This window comes from Rhodococcus sp. NPDC058639 (assembly GCF_042717545.1).
Lineage (GTDB): Bacteria > Actinomycetota > Actinomycetes > Mycobacteriales > Mycobacteriaceae > Rhodococcus.
The window spans coordinates 335,993-360,538 of the sequence record NZ_JBHXRF010000007.1 but is presented as its reverse complement, the minus strand read 5'-3'; the positions used below and the strand labels follow the sequence as shown (position 1 = coordinate 360,538).

The following is a 24,546-nucleotide window of genomic DNA, read 5'->3' as shown; positions in this document are numbered from 1 at the left end:
CAGGTTACGTGGGACGGACCGAGAGCGGGGGCGCCGACCGGTGACCCGGCGCGCCCCCGCCGTGGGATGTCCTCAGCGACGCATCTCGGCACCCACCGCGGCAGCAGCCGCAGCGACCGCAGCGTCACGGGCAGCGCTCGCCTCGTCCTCGGTAAGCGTGCGATCGGCCGCCCGGAAACGCAACGCGAACGCGAGCGACTTGCGGTTCTCGCCCACCTGCGCGCCTTCGAAGACGTCGAACAGCCTGATGTCTTCGAGCAGTTCGCCGCCACCGGCGCGCAGCGCGGATTCGACGGACGCCGCCGGCACATTCGCGTCGACCACCACCGCGACATCCTGCAGCACCGCGGGGAACGGCGAGACGACCGGAGCGGGCAGCGACTCGGAGATCGGGAGGGCGTCGAGATCGAGCTCGAAAGCACAGGTGCGCGGCGGAAGGCCGGCCCGCTCGACGACAGCCGGATGCAACTCACCGGCGTGGCCGACGACCACCCCGTCGACGAGGAGCTCGGCGCAACGACCCGGATGCCACGGAAGATACTGCGCTGCACGACGTTCCAGATGCACACCCGCGGCCCTGGCGATAGTCTCGGCGGCTGCGAAGGCGTCGGACGCCTCTGCAGCGCGTCCGGGTCCCCACGGTCCCGCGGGCTCACGCATCCCCGCGAGCGCACCCCCGACGTGCACGGGCTGCGCCGGGAGCGACTGCTCGAGGGTCGCGATCTCGTCGTCGCTGGGACGCCGGTCGACCGGCAACGGCGCGACCGCCACCGTGTCCGGACCCGGCTGCACCACCTGGGCGATGGAGAACAGCGACAGGTCGCGCTGGCCGCGCGAGACATTGCGTGCGAGCACCTCGAGGAGGCCGGGCAGCAAGGTGGTGGCCAGTTCCGGGCGGTCCGATTCGAGCGGGTTGAGCACCTTGGTGGTGACGCGGCGCGGATCGTCGGCGTCGAGTCCCCAGGTGTCGAACACGCCGGTGGGCAGGAAGACCGGGGCGAGCACCTCGACGTAACCGTCGTAGGCCAGCGCCTTTCCGACGGCACGGCGGCGCTTCTGGCTCGGAGTCAGTCCCCGCCCTGCGGGGGCGGCCGGGAGCACCGACGGGATCTGTTCGAGTCCCTCGAGGCGAAGCACTTCCTCGACGAGATCTGCGGGCTGACGCAGGTCGGGCCGCCACGACGGCGGCGTCACCACGAGCTGACCGTGGCCGTCTTCGCCGACGCCCACTTCCACGGCACACCCGATCTGGGTCAGCCGACGTGCGGCGGTGCCGTTGGGGTAGGTCACCCCGGCGATGCGGTCCGGAAGGTTGATGTCCATCCGGATCGACACGGGTTCGGTCGGAACGACGATGTCGGTGAGCGTGGGCTCGACGGTGCCGCCGGCGATCTCTACGAGAAGCGCTGCCGCCCGATCGAGTGCGGCGCGTGCGACGGCGGGGTCGACGGTGCGCTCGAAACGCTTCCCGGCTTCGCTGCTGAGCTTGTGACGCCGGTTGCCGCGGAACACCGCGAGCGGATCCCAGGTGGCCGCCTCGAGCAGGATGTCGGTGGTCGCGTCCCCGACCTCGGTGGTGGCGCCGCCCATGATGCCGGCGAGGGAGATGACGCCGGAGTCGTCGCAGATCACGACGTCCTCGGGATCGAGGTCTCGCTCGACACCGTCGAGGGTGGTCAGCTTCTCCCCTGCCCGAGCCCGGCGCACGACGATGTCACCCTGCAGGGTGGCGGCGTCGAATGCGTGCAGAGGCTGGCCGAGTTCGAGCATCACGTAGTTCGTGACGTCGACGGCCGGCGAGATCGGGCGCACACCGGCGGTGTGCAGGCGCCGTTGCAGCCACCACGGCGACACGGCGTTCGGGTCGATGCCTGTCACCCGGCGTGCCGCGAACCGGGTGGCCTTGGTCTCCGGCTCGAGCCGGATCGGGTAGGCCTCGCCACCGTCGGCGGGCAACGGGGTGACCTGAGCGGGGTCGACGAATTCGATGTCGAAGCCGCAGGCGAGTTCGCGAGCCAGGCCGCGGGCGGAGAAGCAGTAACCGCGGTCCGGGGTGATGTTCAGTTCGACGACCGTGTCGCCGAGCCCGAGCAGTTCGTTCGCATCCGCGCCCGGCTCGGCACTTCCCGGTTCGAGCACCAGAATGCCCGAGTGGTCGGTGCCGATACCCAGTTCGCTCACCGAGCAGATCATCCCGTCGGACACCTGCCCGTAGGTCTTGCGGCTCGCGATGGCGAACCCGCCGGGAAGCACCGCGCCGGGGAGTGCGGCGACCACGAGGTCACCTTCGGCGAAGTTGCGGGCGCCGCACACGATGCCGCGGGGCTCGTCTTCACCCACCTCGACCTTGCAGAACCGGATGGGCTTCTTGAACCCCTCGAGTTCGGTGATCTCGGCGACCCGTCCGACGACCAGATTGTCGATGCGTTCGAGGGTTTCGATGTCCTCGACCTCGAGCCCGACCCGGACGAATCCCGCGTCGAGTTCCTCGGGCGTGACGTTCCACTCCGGGGTGGCACGCTGCAGGATCTCGGTCAGCCAGGACTGCGCTATTCGCACTTGGGTTCAGCTTTCTCGTTCGTTCGGGGACGGATGGAGGGTGGCGGGCGTCAGCCCTGCACACCGAAGGGCAGGGTGAAGCGCACGTCGCCTTCGACGATGTCGCGCATGTCGGGGATGCCGTTGCGGAACTGGAGCGTGCGCTCGAGACCCATGCCGAATGCGAATCCGGTGTACACGTCGGGGTCGATCCCCGAGGCCCGCAGCACATTCGGGTTCACCATGCCGCAGCCGCCCCACTCGACCCAGCCCGCGCCGCCCTTCTTGTTCGGGAACCAGACGTCCACCTCGGCGGACGGCTCGGTGAACGGGAAGTAGTTCGGACGCATCCGCGTCCGGGTCTCCGGACCGAACAGGGCACGCGCGAAGGCATCGAGTGTGCCGCGCAGATGACCCATGGTCAGGCCCTTGTCCACCGCGAGGCCCTCCACCTGGGAGAACACCGGGGTGTGCGTGGCGTCGAGTTCGTCGGTACGGAATGTGCGGCCCGGGCACACCACATAGATCGGGATGTCGCGGTGCAGCATCGTGCGCACCTGCACCGGGGAGGTGTGGGTGCGCAGAACCTGACGCGACCCTTCCGGTGCGATGTGGAAGGTGTCCTGCATCGTGCGGGCCGGGTGATCGGGCAGGAAGTTGAGGGCATCGAAGTTGAAATGCTCCGTTTCGACCTCGGGCCCTTCCGCGATTTCCCATCCCATCGCGACGAACACGTCGGCGACCTGGTCGGAAATGATGCTGATCGGGTGCCGGGCACCGAGCGGGCGGCGCGTCGCCGGCAGCGTCACGTCGACGGCCTCGGCCACGAGGACTGCCGCGTCACGCTCGGCCTGCAGTTCCTCCTTGCGGGCGTCGAATGCGGCCTGCGCGGCGGAGCGGTGGGCGTTGACCCGCTTGCCCGCGTCTGCGCGCTCCTTGCCCGGCAGCGAGCCGAGCGCACGCTTGGCGAGGGAGATGGGCGCCTTGTCGCCGAGATGGTCGACCTTCGCCCGCGCGAGCGCGTCGAGGTCGGCAGCGGCCGCGAACGCCTCGATCGCAGCCTTTTCGGCCGCAGCGAGAGCCTCCTCGGTCAAGGCGCTCGGATCGACTGCCGGCGGGGTGCCGCCTTCATTCTTGGCCACGACCGGTGCAACTCCTTCTTCGGGCGAACGATGGTTCGAAATGTTCTCGCAGGCGCAGCCGCGACCGAATGGTCGACAGCGCACCGACAAATCCTATGCGATGGGTCCGGAGGCCCGAGTCTGCACCGGGGGCCGGTGCTGCACCCGGGAGCTTGCGTACAGGCAGATCGACGCAGCGGTAGCGAGGTTGAGAGACTCGGCGCGGCCCCGGATCGGGATACGGATCCGATGATCCGCCCGCGCGGCGACCTGCGGATCGAGACCGTGGGCCTCGTTACCGAACAGCCACGCTGTGGGGCGGGCAAGCAGTTCGTCGGCGTCGTCGAGATCGACCTCACCGTCGGCGGCGGTCGCGAGGATCTGCACGCCGGCTCCGGAGAGTGCGTCGAGCACACGCGGGGTGTCCCGCTCCCGCGCCACCGGCAGGTGGAAGATGCTGCCTGCCGACGCACGCACACACTTGCCGTTGTGCGGGTCCACCGAGTCGCCGGCGAGAATCACCGCGTCGGCGCCGACAGCGTCCGCGACACGGATCAGGGTGCCGGCGTTGCCGGGTTCCGCCATCGCGACGGGTACCGCCAAGAGCCGGGGGCGTGGCGAGAGCGCCGCTTCGAGAGGTACGTCGAGGGTGTCGCAGACGGCTACCAGTCCCGGCGGAGTCACCGTGTCCGACAGACGAGCCGCGGCTTTCTCGGTGACGGTGGCGACGCGCACGCCCGCGCGGTGCGCGGCGTCCACGCAGTCGCGGTAGCGCTCGGCCGCGGCCTCGGTGACGAACAGGTCGTGCACGTGACCGGCCACGAGCGCCTCGGTGACGGAGTTCTCACCCTCGGCGAGAAACCGCCCGTTTTTGCGTCGTTCCGCGGCCCGCAAGAGTTTCACAGCAGAAACGACCCGCGGGGTGCGCTCGGTGAGCGGATCCACGGGCCGTTCCTGTGTTGTGTCGTCGTTCAGCGTCGTGCTCAGGCAGCCGGAGCGTTGACGTCGGCCGGCAGCGCAGCCTTGGCGAGCGCGACCAGGCCGGCGAAAGCCTCGGCGTCGGAGACGGCGAGCTCGGCGAGGATCTTGCGGTCGACCTCGACACCCGCGGCCTTGAGGCCCTGGATGAAGCGGTTGTAGGTGATGTCGTTGGCGCGAGCCGCAGCGTTGATACGGCTGATCCACAGCTTGCGGAAATCACCCTTGCGGGCGCGACGGTCGCGGTAGGCGTAGGTCAGCGAGTGAAGCTGCTGCTCCTTGGCCTTGCGGTACAGACGCGAGCGCTGTCCGCGGTAGCCCTTCGAGGCCTCGAGAATCGAACGGCGCTTCTTCTGGGCGTTGACGGCCCTCTTCACGCGTGCCACTGGTTAAGTCCTGTCAAAGTTCGGGGGACGAAATTGTTCGTCCCCGGAGAGCGGGAAACGGTCGGGGAAGCTCAGAGGCCGAGCAGGCGCTTGACCCGCGGGGCGTCCGCGGGCGCGACCACTGCCACGCCGTCGAGACGGCGAGTGACGGTCGAAGGCTTGTGCTCGAGAAGGTGGCGGCGCCCGGCCTTCTGGCGCAGGATCTTCCCGCTGCCGGACACCTTGAATCGCTTCGCGGTGCCGCTGTGGGTCTTCGACTTGGGCATGGAGTCCTCAGTTCTTGTCGGTGTGTACATCGGTGCTCGCACGCAGCACCGGGTGTGCTGGTTCGAGCGGCTAGCTGCTTGGGGCGTCGCCCTGCTGCGGCGCCGGCGGCGGGGTCGCAGGGGTAGATGCCTGCGTCGCCTGCGCGGTGCTCGAGGGCTGCGCGGTGTTGACCGGTGCAGCATGGGCGGCTTCCTGCGCCTTCGCGCGGGTCTTCGCGCCCTTGTGCGGGGCCAGCACCATGGTCATGTTGCGGCCGTCCTGCTTCGCGGAGGTCTCGATGAAGCCGAGTTCGGCGACATCCGCACCCAGACGCTGCAGCAACCGGTACCCGAGTTCGGGACGCGACTGCTCACGGCCACGGAACATGATGGTGACCTTGACCTTGGACCCGGCTTCGAGGAAGCGAACGACGTTGCGCTTCTTGGTCTCGTAGTCGTGATCGTCGATCTTGGGCCGGAGCTTCTGCTCCTTGATCACGGTCATCTGCTGGTTCTTGCGCGATTCGCGCGCCTTCTGCGCGTTCTCGTACTTGAACTTGCCGTAATCCATGATCTTGCAGACCGGCGGCCGAGCGTCGGGCGCCACCTCGACGAGGTCGAGATCGGCTTCGATGGCCAGGCGGAGTGCATCTTCAACACGCACGATGCCGACCTGTTCTCCGCCAGGTCCGACGAGACGGACCTCGGGAACTCGGATGCGTTCGTTGATGCGGGTCTCAGCGCTGATGTGGCCTCCTAGGTAGAACGGTGGGTCGGTGTGACCGCACCGCAGCAGGTGGCCCGAGTTCCTCGACGAAAAGACCCCGCTGTGGTGCCGAGGCTCCACGCGGGGTCCGATACCGACCGGTCGACGAACGGCAGTTGCACTGCACATACGCCCCAGCATCCCGGAGGATGCGGCATCCACGGTGCGAGCACCGGGAAGACCGGACCACTGAACTGCATCTATTGTGCCGCCAGAGGTGGGAGTCGGACTCCACTTTGCTGCCCATGCTGGTATGCACGGGCGGTCGTGAGGACAAGTCTAGCAAAGATGCACGTCGGCATCGAATCGGCCCGCGAGCGACCACCCGAACTGCGTCGCTTCCGGGCGCAGTGGGATCCTCGATGCATGACCGAGGCACCCGATCCCAAGGACCCGAACGTAGCGCCGGACGACGTGCGCGAACTCGCCGAGATCCCGGCCGTCGAGGTGATCAGCCGCGCTGCCGTGATGCTGATGAGTTCGGCCGCCGAGAAGCTGGGCCTCGGCGACGCCGACCCCCAGCAGAGCAGCCACCTCGATCTCGACGAGGCGCGACGTGTGATCACCGCGCTGGCCGGCCTCGTCACCGCTTCCGTGGAATACCTCGGACCGCACGCCGGACCGATCCGCGAGGGCCTGCAAGCACTGCAGCGCGCGTTCCGGGAGGCATCGTCGACTCCCGACGAGCCCGGATTCGGTCCCGGCGAAAAGTACACCGGCCCCGTCTACTGATCCGACCCCACAGCAAGACACCCGGGACACGGCGCTCGGCGCCGCTCCCGGGTGTTCCTGCGTGACTACTTCGCCGCGACCTTCTTCTTCGCGGCCCGCTTCCGGGCCGGAGCCTTCTTGGGCGCGGGCGGTACAGGCGCGAGCGCCTCGGCGAGGAATCGCCCGGTGTAGCTCGCTTCCACCTCGGCAATGTCCTCGGGCGTGCCCTGGCCGACGACGGTGCCGCCCCCGGCTCCGCCTTCGGGTCCCATGTCGATCACCCAGTCGGCTGTCTTGATGACGTCGAGGTTGTGCTCGATGACGATGACGGTGTTGCCCTTGTCGACAAGCCCGTTGATGACGCCGAGCAATTTGCGGATGTCTTCGAAGTGCAGACCCGTGGTGGGCTCGTCGAGGATGTACGCGGTGCGTCCGTTGGACCGCTTCTGCAGTTCGGCCGCGAGCTTGACGCGCTGCGCCTCACCACCGGACAGCGTGGTCGCCGGCTGGCCGAGCCGCACGTATCCCAGCCCCACCTCGGTGAGCGTCTTGAGATACCGGTGGATGGAGGTGACCGGTTGGAAGAACTCGGCCGCCTCCTCGATCGACATGTCGAGGACCTCGGCGATCGTCTTGCCCTTGTAGTGCACCTCGAGGGTTTCGCGGTTGTACCGCGCGCCGTGGCACACCTCGCACGGCACATAGACGTCGGGCAGGAAGTTCATCTCGATCTTCAGCGTGCCGTCACCGGAGCACGCCTCGCAGCGTCCGCCCTTGACGTTGAAGGAGAAGCGTCCCGGCTGGTACCCGCGCACCTTCGCCTCGGTGGTGGCCGCGAACAGCGTGCGGATCTTGTCGAACACCCCGGTGTAGGTCGCGGGGTTGGACCGCGGCGTGCGACCGATCGGAGACTGGTCGACGCGCACGAGCTTGTCGAGCTGGTCGAGGCCGTTGATGCGGGTGTGCCGGCCGGGTACCTGGCGCGCCCCGTTGAGCTTGTTGGCCATCACCGTCGCGAGAATGTCGTTGACCAGCGTGGATTTACCCGAACCGGATACGCCGGTCACGCACGTGAGCACGCCGAGCGGGAACGACACATCGATCCCGTGCAAATTGTTCTCGCGCGCTCCCACGACGGTGATCTGCCGCTTCGGGTCGACGGGACGACGGATCGCCGGGATCTCGATGGCTTCACGGCCGGACAGGTACGCGCCGGTCAGCGACTCGGGGTTGTCGAGCAACTCCTTGTAGGTGCCGCTGTGCACCACCCGGCCACCGTGTTCGCCCGCGCGCGGACCGATGTCGACGACCCAGTCGGACGCACGGACGGTGTCCTCGTCGTGCTCGACGACGATAAGCGTGTTCCCGAGATCGCGTAGCCGCGTGAGGGTGTCGATGAGCCGCCGGTTGTCGCGCTGATGCAGGCCGATGGACGGTTCATCGAGCACGTACAGGACACCGACGAGGCCGGAGCCGATCTGGGTGGCCAGCCGGATGCGCTGCGCCTCCCCACCCGAGAGGGTCGCGGCGGCGCGGGAGAGCGAGAGGTAGTCGAGGCCCACGTCGAGGAGGAACCCGAGCCGCGCTTGCACCTCCTTGAGCACCTGGCCTGCGATGGCCGCCTCGCGGCTACCCAGGGTGAGGGTGTCGAGGAACTCGGCGCACTCGGCGATCGACAGGTCGCACACCTCTGCGATCGACCTGCGGTCGTGGTTGCCGGCGGTAATGGTGACCGAGAGGATCTCGGGCCGCAACCGGGCGCCTTTACATGCGGGGCAAGGGATTTCCCGCATGTACCCGTCGTAGCGTTCCTTCATCTGATCGGACTCGGTTTGCTCGAGGCGACGATGCAGGAACGGCATCACACCTTCGAACTCGGCGTAGTACGAACGGACGCGGCCGTACCGGTTCTTGTACCGCACGTGCACCTGGTCGGTGCTGCCCTCGAGGACCGCCTTGCGAACCTTCGCGGGCAGTTTCTTCCACGGAGTATTGATGTCGAAGCCCATGACGTCGGCCAAACCGGTGAGCAGGCGCGTGAAGTATTCCGCACTCTGGCCCATCGACCAGGGCGCGATCGCACCTTCTGCCAGGCTGACGTCCGGGTCGGGCACGACGAGATCGACGTCGACTTCCTTCCGGACACCGAGGCCCGCGCACTCCGGGCACGCGCCGTAGGGCGAGTTGAAGGAGAACGAGCGCGGCTCGAGATCGTCGATCGCCAGGGGGTGTCCGTTGGGGCACGCCAGCGACTCCGAGAACCGGCGCTCACGATCCGGCGCGTTCTCGTCGCGGTCGACGAAGTCGAGGACGACCACGCCTTCTGCCAGGCGCAACGCGGTCTCGATCGAATCGGTCAGGCGCTGCTTGGCGCTCGGCTTCACAGCCAACCGATCGACCACGACCTCGATGTCGTGCTTCTCCTGCTTCTTGAGCTTCGGCGGATCCGACAGCGGATACACCACGCCGTCGACCCGGACGCGGGAGTAACCCTGCACGGTGAGCTGCTCGAACAGGTCCACGAACTCGCCCTTGCGGGTACGGACGACCGGCGCGAGGATCTGGAATCGCGCGCCCTCCTCCATGTCGAGGACCTGATCGACGATCTGCTGCGGCGTCTGCCGGGAGATCTCCTCGCCACACACCGGGCAGTGCGGAGTGCCCGCGCGGGCGTACAGCAGACGGAGGTAGTCGTACACCTCGGTGATCGTGCCGACCGTGGATCGAGGATTGCGGTTGGTGGACTTCTGGTCGATGGAGACTGCCGGCGACAAGCCCTCGATGAAGTCGACGTCGGGCTTGTCCATCTGTCCGAGGAACTGCCGGGCGTATGCCGACAACGATTCGACGTAGCGCCGCTGGCCCTCCGCGAAAATGGTGTCGAACGCGAGGCTCGACTTGCCCGATCCCGACAGGCCGGTGAACACGATGAGGCTGTCGCGCGGTAGGTCCAGGTCTACTCCCCGCAGGTTGTGTTCCCGTGCTCCACGCACGATCAGGCGGTCCGCCACGCCATATCCTTCCTGTAGACACGGCCGAGGTTCGGCCTTGATCCATGGTAGGCGCGGGTACCGACAGAAGCCGGGCGCGCTTCGTCCCGTCCCGCGCGTGGCGACGGTAGGTTTGCGGGTATGACGCAGCAGCCCGTGATCATCGAGGACACCTACACCGGCGACGTCACCCCGGGGGGTCCCGCCCAGCGACGCGCGGTGCCCGGCGCGGAGATCGTCAAACTCGCCGTCGGCCCGATGAACAACAACACCTACCTCGTCACCGACACCGCGACCGGCAAATCCGTATTCATCGATGCCGCAAACGAACCCGACACACTGGTGCAGTTCCTGCGCGACAATGCCCCGCATCTCGAACTCATCGTCACGACCCATCAGCACTGGGATCACTGGCAGGGCCTCGAGAAGGTCGCTGCGGAGACGGGTGTCCCCACCGCCGCGCACGCGCTCGACGCCGGACCGTTGCCGGTCGTACCCGACCGGATTCTCTCCGAGGGAGAGTCGATTCGGGTGGGTGACCTGGATCTCGAGGTGATTCACCTCGCAGGGCACACACCGGGGTCGGTCGCGCTGGTTCTCACCGAACAGGGCACCGGCAAGCACCACATCTTCACCGGCGACTCCCTGTTCCCGGGCGGCGTCGGCAAGACCCCGGACGACGACGCTTTCCGTTCGCTGATGGACGACGTGGAAGCGAAGATCTTCGACCGCTTCGGCGACGACACGGCGTTCTACCCCGGGCACGGCAAGGACTCGACCCTAGGCGCGGAGCGTCCGCACCTCGGCGAGTGGCGCGAACGCGGCTGGTGACGGACGCGAGTCGCAGGTCATCGACCGGAGCCTCACCGCCGGCCGTTCGGCGCCCCGCATTCGAGCCGGAGCGGGGTTCCGGGCCGGCGATCCCGTAGTGTCAGGCCATCAGGACCGCTCAGGTCCTCAATTGAGGGTGGCAGCATGGCCGACAAATCGCCTCGCAGTTCCATGTCCAAGAAGTCCGGCAAGTCGCTGAAGGAAAAGCGGGCCGACAAGAAGTCGGGCGCGAACTCCCAGGCCGATCCCGAGATCGTCGCGCACGTCAAGAAGCGCTGACACAACTCTCCCCTCATCACCAATCCCGCAGGAGCACAACTACATATGCTTGATCTCGGTGTCCTGGCGCACTCTCGGAAGAAAAACGAGCGGCGTCTGCCGATCCATCCGCACCACTTTTCCCGGATCGACGAAGATGTGCGTGCCCACATCTATCTGGAGCCCGGCTACGGCGCGCCGTTCGGTGTGTCCGATACCGATCTGGAGCCCTTCGTCGCGGGTTTTCGCTCCCGGGAGCAGTTGATCGCCGAGTGCGACGTGATCGCTCTGCCCAAGCTTCAGGCGAGCGATCTCGCGGAGTTCCGGGAGGGCCAGACGGTGTGGGGCTGGCCGCACTGCGTCCAGGACAGCGAAGTGACGCAGCAGGCCATCGACCGGCGGCTGACGCTGATCGCCTTCGAAGCGATGAACCACTGGCGCAGCGACGGAAGCTTCGGGCTGCACGTGTTCCACAAGAACAACGAACTTGCCGGTTACTGCTCGGTGATCCACGGCCTGCAGATCATCGGGTGCACCGGTGATTACGGCCGTCGTCTGCGCGCCGTCGTCATCGGGTTCGGGGCAACGGCCCGGGGCGCGGTCACAGCCTTGAACGCACACGGCATCGACGATGTCCGGGTGCTCACCAACCGTGACGTGGCGGCCGTCGGATCGCCTATCCACTCGGCGCGCATCATTCGGTTCGAACACGACGCCACCGACCCGCATCGCAGCTTCGTGCTCACCGACGAGGGACGGGTGCCTCTCGCGCCGTACCTCGCGGAAAACGACATCGTCGTCAACTGCGTGCTTCAAGATCCCAACGATCCGCTGACCTTCCTGATCGAGGAGGATCTGGCGGCCTTTGCCTCCGGCAGCCTGATCGTCGACGTGTCGTGCGACGCCGGTATGGGGTTCAGCTGGGCGCGTCCCACCTCGTTTACCGAGCCGAGCTTCGTGGTCGGCAACAACATCCACTACTACGCCGTGGATCACAGTCCGTCGTACCTGTGGAACTCCGCGACGTGGGAAATCAGCGCAGCGCTGCTCCCCCACGTGCGGACGGTCCTCTCCGGCCCGGATGCCTGGGCGGGCGACCAGGTCATCGCCCGCGCGATCGAGATTCGCGACGGAGTGATCCGGAATCCGAGTATCACCGCGTTCCAGCACCGCGCAGCCGACTACCCGCACGAGATGCTCGCGGAGACGGTGGACCCGACCGCGCGATGACGGGTGCCCGCGACCGGCACCCGCCGGTCGCGGTTACACGATTGCAGGCATCCGGACGACCTGCCCGGCATACGAAAGCCCGGCGCCGAACCCGAGCAGCAGGGCCGTGTCACCGGGCTTGGACGCGCCGGATCGCAACAACTCTTCCATGGCCATCGGAATCGATGCCGCGCTGGTGTTGCCCGTTTCCGCGATGTCGCGAGCGACCGCCACGCCGTCGGGTAGTCCCAAGGTCCGGATCAGGGCGTCCGTGATGCGGCTGTTGGCCTGGTGCGGCACGAAGGCATCGAGGTCGTCGACCGTGACGCCGGATTTCGCCAGGGCGTCTTTGCACGCCGTCTCGAGGAACGTCACGGCCCAGCGGAAAACGGCCGCGCCGTTCATCCGGATGTACGGGCGTACCGGCGTCGGACCGCCGGCCAGTGCGGCGTCGACCTCGCCGAAATACTGCTGGAAATCCTTGTCCTGCTTGATGGCGTCGGTTTGGCTGCCGTCCGAGCCCCAGGCGACCGGCCCGATCCCCTCCTCCTCAGCCGGGCCGACGATTGCGGCCCCGGCTCCGTCGGCGAAGATGAACGCGCACGTGCGGTCGGTGGGGTCGAGCAGGTCGGACAGTCGCTCCACGCCGATGACCAGGACGTTGCGGGCCTGGCCGGCGCGGACGAGACTCGCCGCGTTTCCGAGCGCGTAGCAGAACCCGGCGCAGCCCGCGGATACGTCGTAGGCGGCGGTGTTCTGCATGCCCAGTTCGGTGGCCACCACGGCCCCCGCGGACGGTCCCAGCACCATCTGCGACGACGTGGCCAGTACGACGGCATCGATCTGATCGACATCCATGCCCGCTGCGGACAGCGCGTCGCGGGCAGCGGCCGTGCTCATCGAGACGATCGTTTCGTCGGGTTCGGCCCAGCGGCGGGCGGTGATGCCGGAGCGGGTCCTGATCCATTCGTCGGTGGAGTCGATGCGCTCGACGATCTCTGCGTTGGGAACGACGCGGCGAGGCCGGTACACCCCCAGACCGAGGAGGGCGGTGTGAACTGTCGGCGGTGCGGTGGTGATGTGTGCGGGCATTGGCACATCTTGCCCCTACCGCGGCCCGTTCGGGTGCACTTCCATGTCATCGCCACAACGCCCCCGCGCGTACGACTGGACGCCGGACAGGACGGCCGACCGCTCTACTGCCGGTCCGCTTCCGATTCGTCCTCCCGCTGTTCTTCGTCGGGCTCGGCGAACGCAGTACCGGAGACCATTCCGTCGGTACCCGGAACGACGGCGGTGCGCCGGACACCGGGTTCGTACATCATGCGAACCTTCTCGGCTTCTTCCTGCGCCTGCCGCTTCGCGTCGTCATCGAGGTTGTTCCAATCACTATCGTCCTGGCTGTCGTCCACGCCGGGCTCCCCTCGTTACACGCTCTGCCGGGCCGAGCAGTCCGGCATGACCAGAGTCCTCCCGATTGCGTTTTCCCGCGCTCGTTTCGCGGGGATCGATCGGCCGAGCCGGTACGATTCGGTCGCATCAGGCCTCGCTCCTGCGAACTCCGGCACGGTGAACCATGGCGGCACTTCTGCTCGGCCCCGTCCTCAGGCACGTCGGATCCACGGACGCCACGGTGTGGGTGGAGACGTCTGCTCCGTGCACCGTCGAGATACTCGGTCGTTCCGAACGGACGTGGTCCGTCGCGGGACACCATTACGCCCTCGTGGTGATAGACGGTCTGGAACCGGGTTCCACCACTCCGTACCGCGTAAGACTGGACGACACCGACGTCTGGCCGCTCGAGAACGCCGACGCCTCTGTCATCCGGTCCCTGAGCGACGACGCCCGGTTCGATCTCGCATTCGGGTCGTGCCGGGTCGCCACCACCGGGAGCGACGGCGGGGCCGACGAGTCGCTCGGCGCGGATGCTCTCGTCGTGTATGCGCAGCGTATGAGGACCCAACCGCGCGAATTGTGGCCAGACGCGTTGATGCTGCTGGGCGACCAGGTCTATGCCGACGAACTGTCCCCGGAAATCCTGCGACGCGTCGGCGAGCGGCACGACCTCGACGAACCGCCCGGCGCCCAGGTGCGGGACTTCGAGGAATACACCTGGCTCTATGCCCAGGCGTGGTCGGACCCGGAGGTGCGGTGGCTGCTGTCGACCGTGCCGACCTCGATGATCTTCGACGACCACGACGTGCACGACGACTGGAACACCTCGCAATCCTGGCGCGCCGACTTCGAGGCGAGCAACTGGTGGGAGGAGCGGATCGTCGGCGCGCTCATGTCGTACTGGATCTACCAGCACCTCGGAAACCTCTCGCCCGCGGAACTGCGCCGGAACGAGTTGTACGCCGAGGTCCGCGTGGCCGCCGAAGACGCGACCGCCCTGCTGCGCGAGTTCGCGTCGGAAGCCGACGAGGAGGCCGACGGCGCGCGCGGTATGCAGTGGTCCTATCGCCGGGATTTCGGGTCGGTGCGTCTTCTCGTGATCGATTCACGGTGCGGGCGGGTCCTCACCTCGGATCGGCGTGAGATGGTGTCCGATCCGGAGTTCGACTGGATCGAAGACCAGACGATGGGCGACTACGACCATCTCCTCGTCGGAACGTCACTGCCCTGGCTGCTGCCCCGCGCGCTGCACGATGCGGAGGCCTGGGACGAGCAGTTGGCGTCCGGTACGCGGGGTCCGCGACTCGCACGCTGGGCGGAGAGTCTGCGCCGCGGCGCGGACCTCGAGCATTGGGCGGCGTTCCACGATTCGTTCGACCGTCTCGCACGACTCTTCGGCGCGGTCGCCCGCGGAGACCGGACCGACGCGGCCGGCACCCCGCCGGCGACGATCTGTGTGCTGTCGGGCGATGTCCACCACGCCTATGCCGCGAGCGCACGGTTCACCTTCCCGACCGACTCGCAGGTCTATCAGTTGACGTGTTCACCGCTCCACAATCGGGTCCCGGCCGCGGTTCGGGCCGGGTTCCGGGCGGCGTGGAGTCGCGTGGCGGAACGGTCGGTACGCGGGGTGCTCCGGCTTGTCACTCCGATTCCCCGGTCGCCCGTGGAGTGGGATCGGATCGCCGGGCCGACGTTCGGGAACCAGATCGCGACGCTCCGGTTGCACGGCCGAGCGGCGCGACTGTCGATCGAGCGAACCACGAGCCGTGGTGGCGCGGCCCCGCACTTCGAGTGCGTCACCGACCTGGTCCTGTCGCGGGACGACGCGGCTGCGGACGCGCCGCGGGTGCATCGTCCGGACCGCGCGGAGACCTGACCACACGTAAATGTAATTCTCGCGAAATCGCAACCACATAATCGTCGACGACATATCTTGTTGACATCGTACCGTCGGCGATGTTAGACATTCCGCACGTGCCGAACCCGCACGTGTTTGCGCTTTCATTCTCGAACCTGTTGGGGCACAAGCCTTCAGCGGACGCCTGACGGACAGTCCAGGTGAACGGAGAACCTGCCGCATGACACTCCCGCCGTCGTTTTCCCGCATACCGAACCGCCCTCTGCGACGAGCACTCCGGTGACCCGCACGCAGGCTCCCCCGGCCGTCCGCGAAGACGCCGTGGCGCGAGGTGTCGTCGGCACCTCGGTGCCGCGCATCGAGGATCTCCGCTTGGTCACAGGCGCCGGCACGTTCGTCGACGACGTGACACGGCCCGGGATGGTGCACGCCTGCTTTGTGCGAAGTCCGTTGCCCCGCGCGCGAATAGGCACCATCGATACCTCTGCGGCACTGCAGCTCGAGGGCGTCTTCGCGGTATACACCGCCGCCGAACTGAACACCGTCGCGCACCAGATCTCCTACGCGCTCGACATGCCCGGCATGCCGCCGGTACCGCGACCGCCGCTCGCCGAAGAAGAGGTGCGGTTCGTCGGAGACCCGGTGGCCCTCGTCATCGCCGTCGACCGGTACGTCGCGGAAGACGCCGTCGAACTCGTGGAGGTCGAGTACGAACCGCTCGAACCGGTACTCGATTACGTCACCGCGGACTCGTCACCGCATCTCGTGCACGCCGGGTTCGCCGGCAACTCTGCCGGCGAGATGGCCGGACGTCCGGCATCGGACCTCGATCCGATCTTCGAGGTTGCCGCACATACCGTGCAGCAGCAGATCTTCCAGCAGGCCTACCTACCCGTTCCGATGGAAACCCGCGGGCTGGTGGCGGAGTGGTCGGCCTCGACAGGCGAGATGACGGTGTGGATCTCCACCCAGTCGCCCCACGAAGTGCGCGGCTTCTGTGCCCGGCTGCTCGGCATCGACGAACACCGGGTCCGGGTGATCGCGCGCGACACCGGAGGGGGTTTCGGACTGAAGGTTGCGCCACTGCGCGAGGAGATCTGCATCCAGCTCGCGGCACGCACGCTCGGCACGGCGGTCAAGTGGATCGAGGACCGTCAAGAGAATTTGATGTCGTCGGGTATGGCGCGTCATGAGCACGCAGACGTGCGGATGGCCTTCGACGCGGAAGGCCGGATCCTTGCGGCGGGAATGGACCACGTGCAGAACGTGGGTGCCTACCCCACTCCTTCTCCTCTCACCGCCGGAGTCGTGGTCGGCATGCTGTTCCCGGGTCCCTACCGCGTCCCGGACGCATCCTTCAGCGTGAAGTTCCACTACTCCAATACCGTCGGCCGGCTGGCCTACCGTGGTCCCTGGCAGTTCGAATCCGTCGCGCGCGAAGTGCTTCTCGACCATGCCGCCCGCCGGATCGGCATCGACCCCGTCGAACTGCGGCGTCGCAACATGATCCGCCGCGAGGACCTGCCCGCGTTCAACCCGCACGGCATGCCGCTCGACCACATCTCGCCCCTCGAAACTCTCGAGCAGGCCGTGGCAATGCTCGGCTACGAGGACTTCCGGGAAGAGCAGCGACGCGCCCGCGCCGAGGGGCGGTACCTCGGCGTCGGCACGTGCACCTACGTCGAGCCGACCACGGGCGGAACCTCGTTCCACAGCACCGAGGGCGCCACCATCCGGATCGAGCCGACCGGCAAGGTGAACGTCTACGTTGCCGGTGGCTCCGCAGGCAACAGCCTCGAGACGACCGTGGTGCAGTTGACGGCGGATGCCCTCGGCGTCGCGATGGCGGATGTGCGGACAGTCCAGGGCGATACAGCCGTCACTCCGTTCGGGGCCGGGACCGGTGGCAGCAGGTCCGGGTCGATGACGGCAGGTGCGATTGCCGAGACCGCCGCGGGCCTGCGTGAACGGATCGTGGCGATCGCGGCACACCGGTTGGACACGACTCCCGACGAGATCGACTTCGTCGACAGCACCGCGTCCGTGCGGAACGCACCGGACAAGACACTGTCGCTGGCCGAGATCGCGGATATCGCCTACTTCCAGGGCGAGGCCCTGCCACCTGATGTTCCGCCGGGTCTGGAGGCGAGTGGGCGCTACCGGACACCGCACATGATGATCTGGGCCAACGCCACCCACGTGTGCACCTGCGAGGTGGACATCGAGACCGGCAAGGTGACCCTGCTCCGCTACATCGTGAGCGAGGACTGCGGCAAGATGATCAATCCGAGCGTGGTGGAGGGCCAGATCTGCGGGGGCACCGTCCAGGGAATCGGCGGCGCGCTGTACGAGCATCTCGCCTACGACGAGAGCGGCAACCCCGTCGCCACCACCTTCATGGACTACCTGCTGCCGACGGCGTCCGAGATTCCGGCGATCGAGATCGGGCACATCGACACTCCGAGCCCGGGACCCGGCAACTTCAAGGGCGTGGGCGAGGGTGGTGCGATCGGCGCGACCCCCGCGGTGCTCAATGCGGTGGTGGACGCCCTCGCGCCGTTCGGAGTCGAACTCTCGCAGTTGCCGCTGTCGCCCTCTGCCGTTCTGAAGATGATCGACGACGCCCGAACGGCCGCGAAGGACGACGAATGAAGCCCGCCGCGTTCGACTATCACGCACCGGAGACGGCTGACGAGGCGGTTGGCCTGCTCGCCGAACTCGGTGACGAGGCCAAATTCATCGCCGGCGGGCAGAGTTTGATGCCGCTGCTCGTCCTGCGGCTTGCCGTATTCGAGCACCTCGTGGACCTCCGGCGACTCACCGACCTGTCCGACATCACCGCCGGGACCGACACCGTCCGGATCGGAGCCACCACCACGCACGCGACGGTCGGCCGGTCCGAGGTGATCGCCCGAGGCGTTCCCCTGCTCTCCCGCGCGACACCGCTCATCGGGCACTTCCAGATCCGCAATCGCGGCACGATAGGCGGTTCCCTCGCGCACGCCGACGCGGCAGCGGAGTATCCGGCGGTGGCCGTGACTCTCGATGCCGACATCGAAACGCGTTCTCCCCGGGGGCTGCGCACGATCCCCGCCTCCGAGTTCTTCCAGGGAATGTGGACGACGGCGATGGAACCGGACGAACTGGTGACCGCCGTGACATTCCCGGTGTGGAGCGGCCGATGCGGTTGTGCGATCGAAGAATTCACCCGCCGCAACGGCGACTTCGCGGTAGCGGGTGCCGCGGTCGCGCTCCGCGTGGATGCGGACGAGCGGATCGAACGGTGCGCGGTCACGGTCTTCGGGATGGGCCCGACACCGATCCGCGCGCGAGCGGTCGAAACAGAACTGATCGGGCGCGGTGCATCGACGATCTCCGCCGAGGACGTCGGCCGCGACGCGACCGCACCTCTCGACGCGGTTCCGTCGGACGGTCACGGCACGGCCGGGTACCGACGCCGTGTCGGGTCCGCGATGGTAGCTCGCGCGTGGAACCGCGCTGTGAAGGAGGCACTCGATGACTGACGTCGACATCCGTGTCCGTATCAACGGCGCGCTCCGTCACGATCGCATACCGCCGCGCTTGACGCTGGCCGACTACCTGCGCGAGCGGTGCGGCCTGACCGGCACACATCTGGGATGCGAGCACGGCGTGTGCGGGGCGTGCACAGTCCTGTTCGACGGCGAGGCCGTGCGCGCGTGCCTGATCTTCGCGGTCCAGGCGGACGGAGCCGAACTGACGACCATCGAGGGCCTTGCCGGCGCCGACGGGGAATTGTCCCCCGTCCAGGCAGCCTTCCGGGACCAGCACGGACTCCAGTGCGGTTTCTGCACACCGGGATTCATCGTCTCGGCGACCGCATTCCTGCGCGAAAACCCGTCGCCGTCCGACGACGAGATCCGGGAAGCGATCTCGGGCAACCTGTGCCGCTGCACCGGCTACCAGGGCATCGTCCGCGCGGTACGCGCCGCGTCCGGCGACCGCGACTCCAGCGATGCGGCCGGCACCGTCCCCGCATCCGGCACCTGACGCAGACGACGAGAACACCGAGCGAACACGACCCCGCCCGAATATCCCTGTACCGCGAAGGAACAGTTGTGACCATCGATGACGCGCCCGTCGACCGGGACCGTAAGCACCCCCGGGCCCATTTCGACCGGCACACCCCGGAATACCGGCATCAGTTCGAGGAGATCACCCAGGATCTTCACGCCCGGTGCCCCCTCGCCTGGACCGACACCTATGACGGGCACTGGGTAGCCAGCGGAAGCGACGAGGTCTTCGAGCTCGCACGCAGTGCCGGCGTGTCGAACGACCACGATGTTCACGGCACTCGGCGCGGATACAAGGGGATTTCCATTCCCACCGCGCGGCGCGCGGTCATGGTGCGCGGCGGCATTCTCGAGATGGACGATCCCGAGCATCGCCTCTACCGGCAGGTCCTCAACCCTTACCTGTCCCCCGCCGCAGTGAAGCGGTGGGAACCGTTCATCGACGAAGCAGTCCACGCCGCACTCGACGAGAAGATCGAGTCCGGACGGATCGACTTCGTCGACGACCTGGCCAACATCGTGCCCGCCGTCCTCACCCTCGCCATGCTCGGCATCCCGATCGAGAAATGGTCCGTGTACAGCGAACCGGTGCACGCGTCGGTCTACACACCGGAGAATTCCCCGGACGCCGAGCGGGTGGCCGAGATGCACCGCGCCATGGGCATCGACCTGCTGTCGAATCTGGCCGACATCAAGGCGAACCCTCGTCCGGGACTCGTCAACGCGCTCGTCGAGTTGCGCATCGACGGCGAGCCGGCGCCCGACCTCGAACAGCTCGGCATGCTCGGGCTGCTGATCGGCGGGGGCTTCGATACGACGACGGCCCTCACGGCCCACTCCCTCGAGTGGCTGTCGTCGAATCCCGACCAGCGTGACGTGCTCATCCGCGACCGCGAACAGTTGCTCGATTCGGCCACCGAAGAGTTCCTGCGGTTCTTCACCCCTGCACCCGGCGACGGACGGACGGTTGCCGCAGACTGCCAGGTGGGCAGCACGGAACTGCGCGAAGGCGATCGACTGTGGCTGTCGTGGGCGATGGCCAACCGTGACTCGACGGTGTTCCCCGACCCGAACGATATCGTTCTGGATCGAAAAGGAAACCGTCACTTCAGTTTCGGACTCGGGATTCATCGTTGTGTCGGATCCAACGTCGCCCGGACCGTGTTCAAGTCGATGGTCACGGCGGTACTCGATCGCATGCCGGACTTCCGGTGCGATCCGGAAGGCACGGTGCATTACGACACCATCGGCGTGATCCAGGGAATGCGACATCTGCCCGCATCCTTCACCCCCGGCCCCCGCCGCGGACCCGGACTGGACGCCACGCTCGCCAAGCTGCAGCGGATTTGCGACGAGCAGCAACTTGCCGCTCCGGTCACCGCCCGGCCCGACATCGCTCGTATCGACTGACCCGAACGACCCTCCCCGGCATAGCGGGGGTTGTGCCCGTTGCGTATACGCAGCGGGTATTCGGGCTATCAGCGATTTCCGTCCGGTTCGAATACGGGCAAGGCGGAGAATCGGACACTCCGGTCAGGTCCGTGCGCGTCGGCGGGCATATTCCTGCCGGGGTCGGGGTACACGGGTCGCGGTGGCAACACACCCGACAACGGGAGGAATTACATGATCGTCCGGAGACTCGCGAGACCGATGCTCGCGTCCATTTTCATTGCCGGGGGCGTCGACGCCCTCCGCAATCCCGCTCCGCGGGCGAACGCGGCCCAACCCGGGCTGGATCAGGCGGTGAATGTACTGCCCGCCTCGGTCACCGATCGGCTCCCGAGCAATCCCGAGACGCTGATCCAGCTCAACGCAGCGGTTCAGATCGGCGCCGGCGCACTGTTCGCGCTGGGCAAGGCTCCTCGACTCTCGGCACTCGCCCTCGCCGGGACTCTCGTACCCAGCACTGCGGTCGGCCACGACTTCTGGAACGCACAGGACGCCGAAACGCGGTCCCGGCAGCGCACCGAGTTCATCAAGAGCGTCAGCCTTCTCGGCGGACTCCTCATCGCAGCCGTGGACACCGAAGGCAAGCCCTCACTCGGCTGGCGCGGTCGCCGCGCCGCTCGCAGCGCCCAGGCCTCGGTCGCCGCAGCACTCCCCCTGGCGGCATCCTCGGACCACGGTGCTGCGGACGCCTTCAACACCGTGGCCGAACGCGTGAAGTCCCTCACCGGAGACGCTGCCGAGCACGGCGGCCACCTTCTGGAGGTCGCGAAGGAGCGGGGTCCCGTATTCGCCGAGGTAGCCAAGGAACGCGGCAACGAGTTTCTCGAAGTCGCACGCGACCGCGGTCCGGTACTGGCCGAGCGCGCACGCCAGCGTGGCACCGGCCTGCTCGACGTCGCCAAGGAACGCGGCCCCGAGTTCGCGGACACCGCCCGTGAGCGCGGCACCGAACTCCTCGGCGTCGCCAAGGAACGCGGCCCGGAGATCGCCGAGGTCGCGCGGGTGCGCGGCACCAAGTTCCTCGACACCGCACGTGATCGCAGCAACGAATGGGCACAGCTTGCCGACGAGCGCTCGGCGGTGCTCAACGGCAAGGCCCTGAAGGCGGCAGAAAAGGCCCGGGCCAGCGCCGAGAAGGCACGCAAGCAGGCCGAGAAGGCACTCGAGAAGAACCGCAAGGCGCTCGAGAAGCGGTAACACCGGTCATCGGCACCACACCGAGCCGAGCGATTCGGCTCCAGCGGCAGGCACGCGTATCCACGGGATCCGCGTGCCTGCCGCGTTTGTGACCGGGTGTTCCCCGGCACCCGGAGCGATCCGACTAGACTTCTCGGGCACTTCCGTCGACGCCCCCACGCGTTCGATCTGTCCCTATCCGAGGAGTTCATGTGCCGGCCGATGGCGCGTCCCACCCAGACCTCGAGCCTGAGCAGGCATACGTCTCGATGCTCTACCGGCACCTCGACGACCTGCGCGACTACGCGAAGACGAGGCTGACCCGCGTGCTCCGGGAGTCGGGGGGCACCCCGCAAGCACGCTCCGAACGCGAATCGTTCACCCAGATGTACACCGAGGATCTCGCGAAGTACGACGCCGCAGAACACGGCCTGTGTTTCGGCCGCATCGACGTGCGGGACGACGAGGTCGACCACGACGGGGGCCTCGACAACCGATACATCGGACGCATAGGGATCCTGGACGAAGACAACGACTACGAGTCGCTTCTCCTCGACTGGCGGGCACCGCAGGCGCGGCCCTTCTATCTGGCCACCCCCGCAACACCCGACGGCGTGGTGCTGCGTCGCCACATCCGAAGTCGTGGACGTTCGGTGACCGCCCTGAACGACGAATACCTCGATCTCGACGCCGCGCAGGAGCACTCCGATACACCGGCGGCGGGCGGAGTCGCCGGCGAGTCCGCCCTGCTGGCGGCCCTCAACGCCGCCCGCACCGGGCAGATGCACGACATCGTGGCCACCATCCAGGCCCAGCAGGACGCGATCATCCGCTCCGAGCACCGAAGCGTGCTCGTGGTGCAGGGTGGACCGGGAACCGGGAAGACCGCGGTAGCGCTGCACCGCGCCGCATACCTGCTCTACACGTACCGTAAGCAACTCGCGAAGAGCGGCGTGCTGATCATCGGCCCGAATTCCACCTTCCTCGACTACATCGGTCAGGTGCTGCCCTCGCTCGGTGAGACGGGCGTGTTGCTGTCCACCATCGGCGATCTGTATCCGGGTGTGAAGGCCACGCTGGACGACAGCCGCGAGGCCGGTGAGCTCAAGGGCTCGTCGGCCATGGTCGACATCCTCAAGAAGGCGGTGCGGGACCGGCAGGAGGTCCCGAGTTCCCCGGTGCCCGTGTCGTTCGACACCTACCGCCTCACGCTCGACCGGAAATCGGTCTCGCGTGCACGCGGCCGGGCACGCTCGTCGCGTCGGCCACACAATCTTGCTCGTCCGATTTTCGTGTCCGCGGTCATCGAAGCGCTCGCAGACCAGCTCGCCTCCATCATCGGTACCGACTTGGTCAACGGCGGTAACCTGCTCAGCCGCGACGACATCGACGACATCCGGTCGGAGATGCGGGCGGACCGGGACATCGTCTCCGCGATCGACGCGTTGTGGCCGGAATTGACCCCGCAGCAGGTGCTCACGGATCTGCTCGCCTCACGGGAGCGTCTTGCCTCGGCCGCTCCCCACTTCTCGGAAGACCAGATCGAGGCGCTGTACCGCCCGGACAGAGCAGGACGTTTCAGCGCCGCCGATGCCCCGCTGCTCGACGAGATCGCCGAACTGCTCGGGGTCGACGACGCTGCGGAACGAGAACGCGCGTCCCGCAGGTGGCGCAGGCAGATCGCCGACGCCCAGGGCGCACTCGACATCCTCACCGGTTCGGCACCCCAAGATCTCGAGGACGACCTCGACCCCGAACTGCTCATGGCGTACGACCTCATCGACGCGTCCCAGCTCGCGGAGCGCCAGGACCACCGGGGTTACGAGACCACCGCGGAACGTGCTGCGGGTGACCGTACTTGGACCTACGGGCACGTGATCGTCGACGAAGCGCAGGAACTGTCGGAGATGGCGTGGCGGGCGCTGATGCGCCGAATCCCGAACCGGTGGATGACCCTCGTGGGCGACACCGCCCAGACCGGTGATCCGGCGGGCAGCACCTCGTGGCAGCGGGTCCTCGAGCCGTATGTCGCGAACCGGTGGAAGAAGGCCGAGCTCACCGTCAACTACCGGACGCCGGCGGAGATCATGCGGGTCGCGCACGCGGTACTCGCGGAGATCGACCCCGAACAACTCCCGCCGGAGTCGGTGCGCGAATCAGGCTACGAACCCTGGGCACGCTCGGTGGAGGCCGACAACTTGGTCGACGCGGTGCGCAGCGCACTGGACGAGGAGTCGGGACCGGGCACGACGGCCGTTCTGGTACCTGCCCGCCTGGTAGCGGAGTGGGCGCACCTCGCCTCGCCGTCGGTGACGGTGGCTGCCGTCAAGGACGTCAAGGGCCTCGAGTTCGACGCCGTGCTGCTGGTGGAGCCGTCCGAGATTTTGTCGGAATCTCCCCGCGGCATGAACGACCTCTATGTCGCGCTGACCCGAGCGACCCAGAGACTCGGCGTGCTGCACACCACCCCGCTCCCCCGGGTACTCGACGGACTCGCCGCCAAGGCGCGGTGTTGAGCAGGCGCGGTCTTGAAGTAGCAGTGTGGAAGCAGCACGATGTCGATCGGAACGATTCCGTTAT

Annotated in this window: 20 protein-coding genes; 11 read left to right on the top strand and 9 right to left on the bottom strand. The window is 67.4% G+C overall.

All coding sequences use genetic code 11. The features are described 5' to 3' along the window. Positions 1 to 72: 72 nt before the first annotated feature. The 6 genes from pheT to infC all read right to left on the bottom strand — a co-directional run bounded on the left by pheT (position 73) and on the right by infC (position 6,016). Positions 73 to 2,559, bottom strand: coding sequence for a phenylalanine--tRNA ligase subunit beta (gene pheT, locus ACFWU2_RS16400; protein ID WP_378608006.1), 2,487 nt, complete (start codon positions 2,557 to 2,559; stop codon positions 73 to 75). Positions 2,560 to 2,609: 50 nt separating this feature from the next. Further along, a complete protein-coding gene (gene pheS, locus ACFWU2_RS16395) occupies positions 2,610 to 3,680 on the bottom strand; it encodes a phenylalanine--tRNA ligase subunit alpha (protein WP_378608004.1) in 1,071 nt (356 codons plus the stop codon). Positions 3,681 to 3,773: 93 nt separating this feature from the next. Further along, entirely contained in the window at positions 3,774 to 4,604 is an 831-nt protein-coding gene (locus tag ACFWU2_RS16390; protein WP_378608002.1) for a TrmH family RNA methyltransferase, read from the bottom strand. A 38-nt stretch (positions 4,605 to 4,642) separates the two neighbouring features. Next, the gene (rplT, locus tag ACFWU2_RS16385) at positions 4,643 to 5,023 is read right to left on the bottom strand and encodes a 50S ribosomal protein L20 (RefSeq protein WP_169622984.1); all 381 of its coding nucleotides are present in this window, start codon (positions 5,021 to 5,023) and stop codon (positions 4,643 to 4,645) included. Positions 5,024 to 5,094: 71 nt separating this feature from the next. Beyond that, the gene (rpmI, locus tag ACFWU2_RS16380) at positions 5,095 to 5,289 is read right to left on the bottom strand and encodes a 50S ribosomal protein L35 (RefSeq protein WP_378608000.1); all 195 of its coding nucleotides are present in this window, start codon (positions 5,287 to 5,289) and stop codon (positions 5,095 to 5,097) included. Between the two features lie 70 nt (positions 5,290 to 5,359). Next, on the bottom strand, positions 5,360 to 6,016 hold the full coding sequence (infC, locus tag ACFWU2_RS16375) for a translation initiation factor IF-3 (RefSeq protein WP_378608077.1): 657 nt from the start codon (positions 6,014 to 6,016) through the stop codon (positions 5,360 to 5,362). Positions 6,017 to 6,400: 384 nt separating this feature from the next. Here infC and ACFWU2_RS16370 point away from each other — a divergent pair, with 384 nt between their 5' ends. After that, complete coding sequence (locus ACFWU2_RS16370; protein WP_378607998.1) at positions 6,401 to 6,766, top strand: DUF1844 domain-containing protein; 366 nt, start codon at positions 6,401 to 6,403, stop codon at positions 6,764 to 6,766. A 65-nt stretch (positions 6,767 to 6,831) separates the two neighbouring features. Here the strand turns inward: ACFWU2_RS16370 and uvrA are convergent, their stop codons facing one another. After that, complete coding sequence (gene uvrA, locus ACFWU2_RS16365) at positions 6,832 to 9,756, bottom strand: excinuclease ABC subunit UvrA (RefSeq protein ID WP_378607995.1); 2,925 nt, start codon at positions 9,754 to 9,756, stop codon at positions 6,832 to 6,834. 120 nt (positions 9,757 to 9,876) lie between these two features. Between uvrA and ACFWU2_RS16360 the strand changes: the two genes are divergently transcribed. The 3 genes from ACFWU2_RS16360 (at position 9,877) to ACFWU2_RS16350 (ending at position 12,054) form a co-directional block, all read left to right on the top strand. Further along, entirely contained in the window at positions 9,877 to 10,566 is a 690-nt protein-coding gene (locus ACFWU2_RS16360; RefSeq protein WP_378607993.1) for an MBL fold metallo-hydrolase, read from the top strand. A gap of 144 nt (positions 10,567 to 10,710) precedes the next feature. Beyond that, positions 10,711 to 10,845 (top strand): hypothetical protein, encoded by a 135-nt coding sequence (locus tag ACFWU2_RS16355; protein ID WP_277350493.1) that lies wholly within the window; start codon positions 10,711 to 10,713, stop codon positions 10,843 to 10,845. A 45-nt stretch (positions 10,846 to 10,890) separates the two neighbouring features. Then, positions 10,891 to 12,054, top strand: coding sequence for a N(5)-(carboxyethyl)ornithine synthase (locus tag ACFWU2_RS16350; RefSeq protein WP_378607991.1), 1,164 nt, complete (start codon positions 10,891 to 10,893; stop codon positions 12,052 to 12,054). Between the two features lie 33 nt (positions 12,055 to 12,087). Here the strand turns inward: ACFWU2_RS16350 and ACFWU2_RS16345 are convergent, their stop codons facing one another. Together ACFWU2_RS16345 and ACFWU2_RS16340 are read right to left on the bottom strand one after the other, a co-directional pair. Next, entirely contained in the window at positions 12,088 to 13,125 is a 1,038-nt protein-coding gene (locus ACFWU2_RS16345) for a beta-ketoacyl-ACP synthase III (RefSeq protein ID WP_378607989.1), read from the bottom strand. Between the two features lie 104 nt (positions 13,126 to 13,229). Then, positions 13,230 to 13,445, bottom strand: coding sequence for a hypothetical protein (locus ACFWU2_RS16340; RefSeq protein WP_378607987.1), 216 nt, complete (start codon positions 13,443 to 13,445; stop codon positions 13,230 to 13,232). A 164-nt stretch (positions 13,446 to 13,609) separates the two neighbouring features. Between ACFWU2_RS16340 and ACFWU2_RS16335 the strand changes: the two genes are divergently transcribed. From ACFWU2_RS16335 to ACFWU2_RS16305, 7 genes are all read left to right on the top strand, one after another. Beyond that, positions 13,610 to 15,307, top strand: coding sequence for an alkaline phosphatase D family protein (locus tag ACFWU2_RS16335; RefSeq protein WP_378607985.1), 1,698 nt, complete (start codon positions 13,610 to 13,612; stop codon positions 15,305 to 15,307). 261 nt (positions 15,308 to 15,568) lie between these two features. Beyond that, entirely contained in the window at positions 15,569 to 17,941 is a 2,373-nt protein-coding gene (locus ACFWU2_RS16330; RefSeq protein ID WP_378607983.1) for a xanthine dehydrogenase family protein molybdopterin-binding subunit, read from the top strand. Beyond that, entirely contained in the window at positions 17,938 to 18,813 is an 876-nt protein-coding gene (locus tag ACFWU2_RS16325; protein ID WP_378607981.1) for an FAD binding domain-containing protein, read from the top strand. Before ACFWU2_RS16330 ends, ACFWU2_RS16325 begins: the two co-directional genes overlap by 4 nt. Then, positions 18,806 to 19,318, top strand: a complete 513-nt coding sequence (locus ACFWU2_RS16320; protein ID WP_378607979.1) for a (2Fe-2S)-binding protein — start codon at positions 18,806 to 18,808, stop codon at positions 19,316 to 19,318. Before ACFWU2_RS16325 ends, ACFWU2_RS16320 begins: the two co-directional genes overlap by 8 nt. A 68-nt stretch (positions 19,319 to 19,386) precedes the next feature. Continuing rightward, positions 19,387 to 20,751, top strand: a complete 1,365-nt coding sequence (locus ACFWU2_RS16315; protein ID WP_378607977.1) for a cytochrome P450 — start codon at positions 19,387 to 19,389, stop codon at positions 20,749 to 20,751. A gap of 213 nt (positions 20,752 to 20,964) precedes the next feature. Continuing rightward, a complete protein-coding gene (locus ACFWU2_RS16310; protein ID WP_378607975.1) occupies positions 20,965 to 21,987 on the top strand; it encodes a DoxX family protein in 1,023 nt (340 codons plus the stop codon). A gap of 191 nt (positions 21,988 to 22,178) precedes the next feature. Continuing rightward, positions 22,179 to 24,482 (top strand): HelD family protein, encoded by a 2,304-nt coding sequence (locus ACFWU2_RS16305; protein WP_378607973.1) that lies wholly within the window; start codon positions 22,179 to 22,181, stop codon positions 24,480 to 24,482. Positions 24,483 to 24,546 lie beyond the last annotated feature (64 nt).

What these genes read in the sequence shown, in the direction of transcription:
- rpmI (WP_378608000.1), bottom strand. Translation starts at nt 5,289, where the DNA reads ATGCCCAAGTCGAAGACCCACAGCGGCACCGCGAAGCGATTCAAGGTG.
- ACFWU2_RS16370 (WP_378607998.1), top strand. Translation starts at nt 6,401, where the DNA reads ATGACCGAGGCACCCGATCCCAAGGACCCGAACGTAGCGCCGGACGAC.
- ACFWU2_RS16360 (WP_378607993.1), top strand. Translation starts at nt 9,877, where the DNA reads ATGACGCAGCAGCCCGTGATCATCGAGGACACCTACACCGGCGACGTC.
- ACFWU2_RS16355 (WP_277350493.1), top strand. Translation starts at nt 10,711, where the DNA reads ATGGCCGACAAATCGCCTCGCAGTTCCATGTCCAAGAAGTCCGGCAAG.
- ACFWU2_RS16350 (WP_378607991.1), top strand. Translation starts at nt 10,891, where the DNA reads ATGCTTGATCTCGGTGTCCTGGCGCACTCTCGGAAGAAAAACGAGCGG.
- ACFWU2_RS16345 (WP_378607989.1), bottom strand. Translation starts at nt 13,125, where the DNA reads ATGCCCGCACACATCACCACCGCACCGCCGACAGTTCACACCGCCCTC.
- ACFWU2_RS16335 (WP_378607985.1), top strand. Translation starts at nt 13,610, where the DNA reads ATGGCGGCACTTCTGCTCGGCCCCGTCCTCAGGCACGTCGGATCCACG.
- ACFWU2_RS16325 (WP_378607981.1), top strand. Translation starts at nt 17,938, where the DNA reads ATGAAGCCCGCCGCGTTCGACTATCACGCACCGGAGACGGCTGACGAG.
- ACFWU2_RS16320 (WP_378607979.1), top strand. Translation starts at nt 18,806, where the DNA reads ATGACTGACGTCGACATCCGTGTCCGTATCAACGGCGCGCTCCGTCAC.
- ACFWU2_RS16310 (WP_378607975.1), top strand. Translation starts at nt 20,965, where the DNA reads ATGATCGTCCGGAGACTCGCGAGACCGATGCTCGCGTCCATTTTCATT.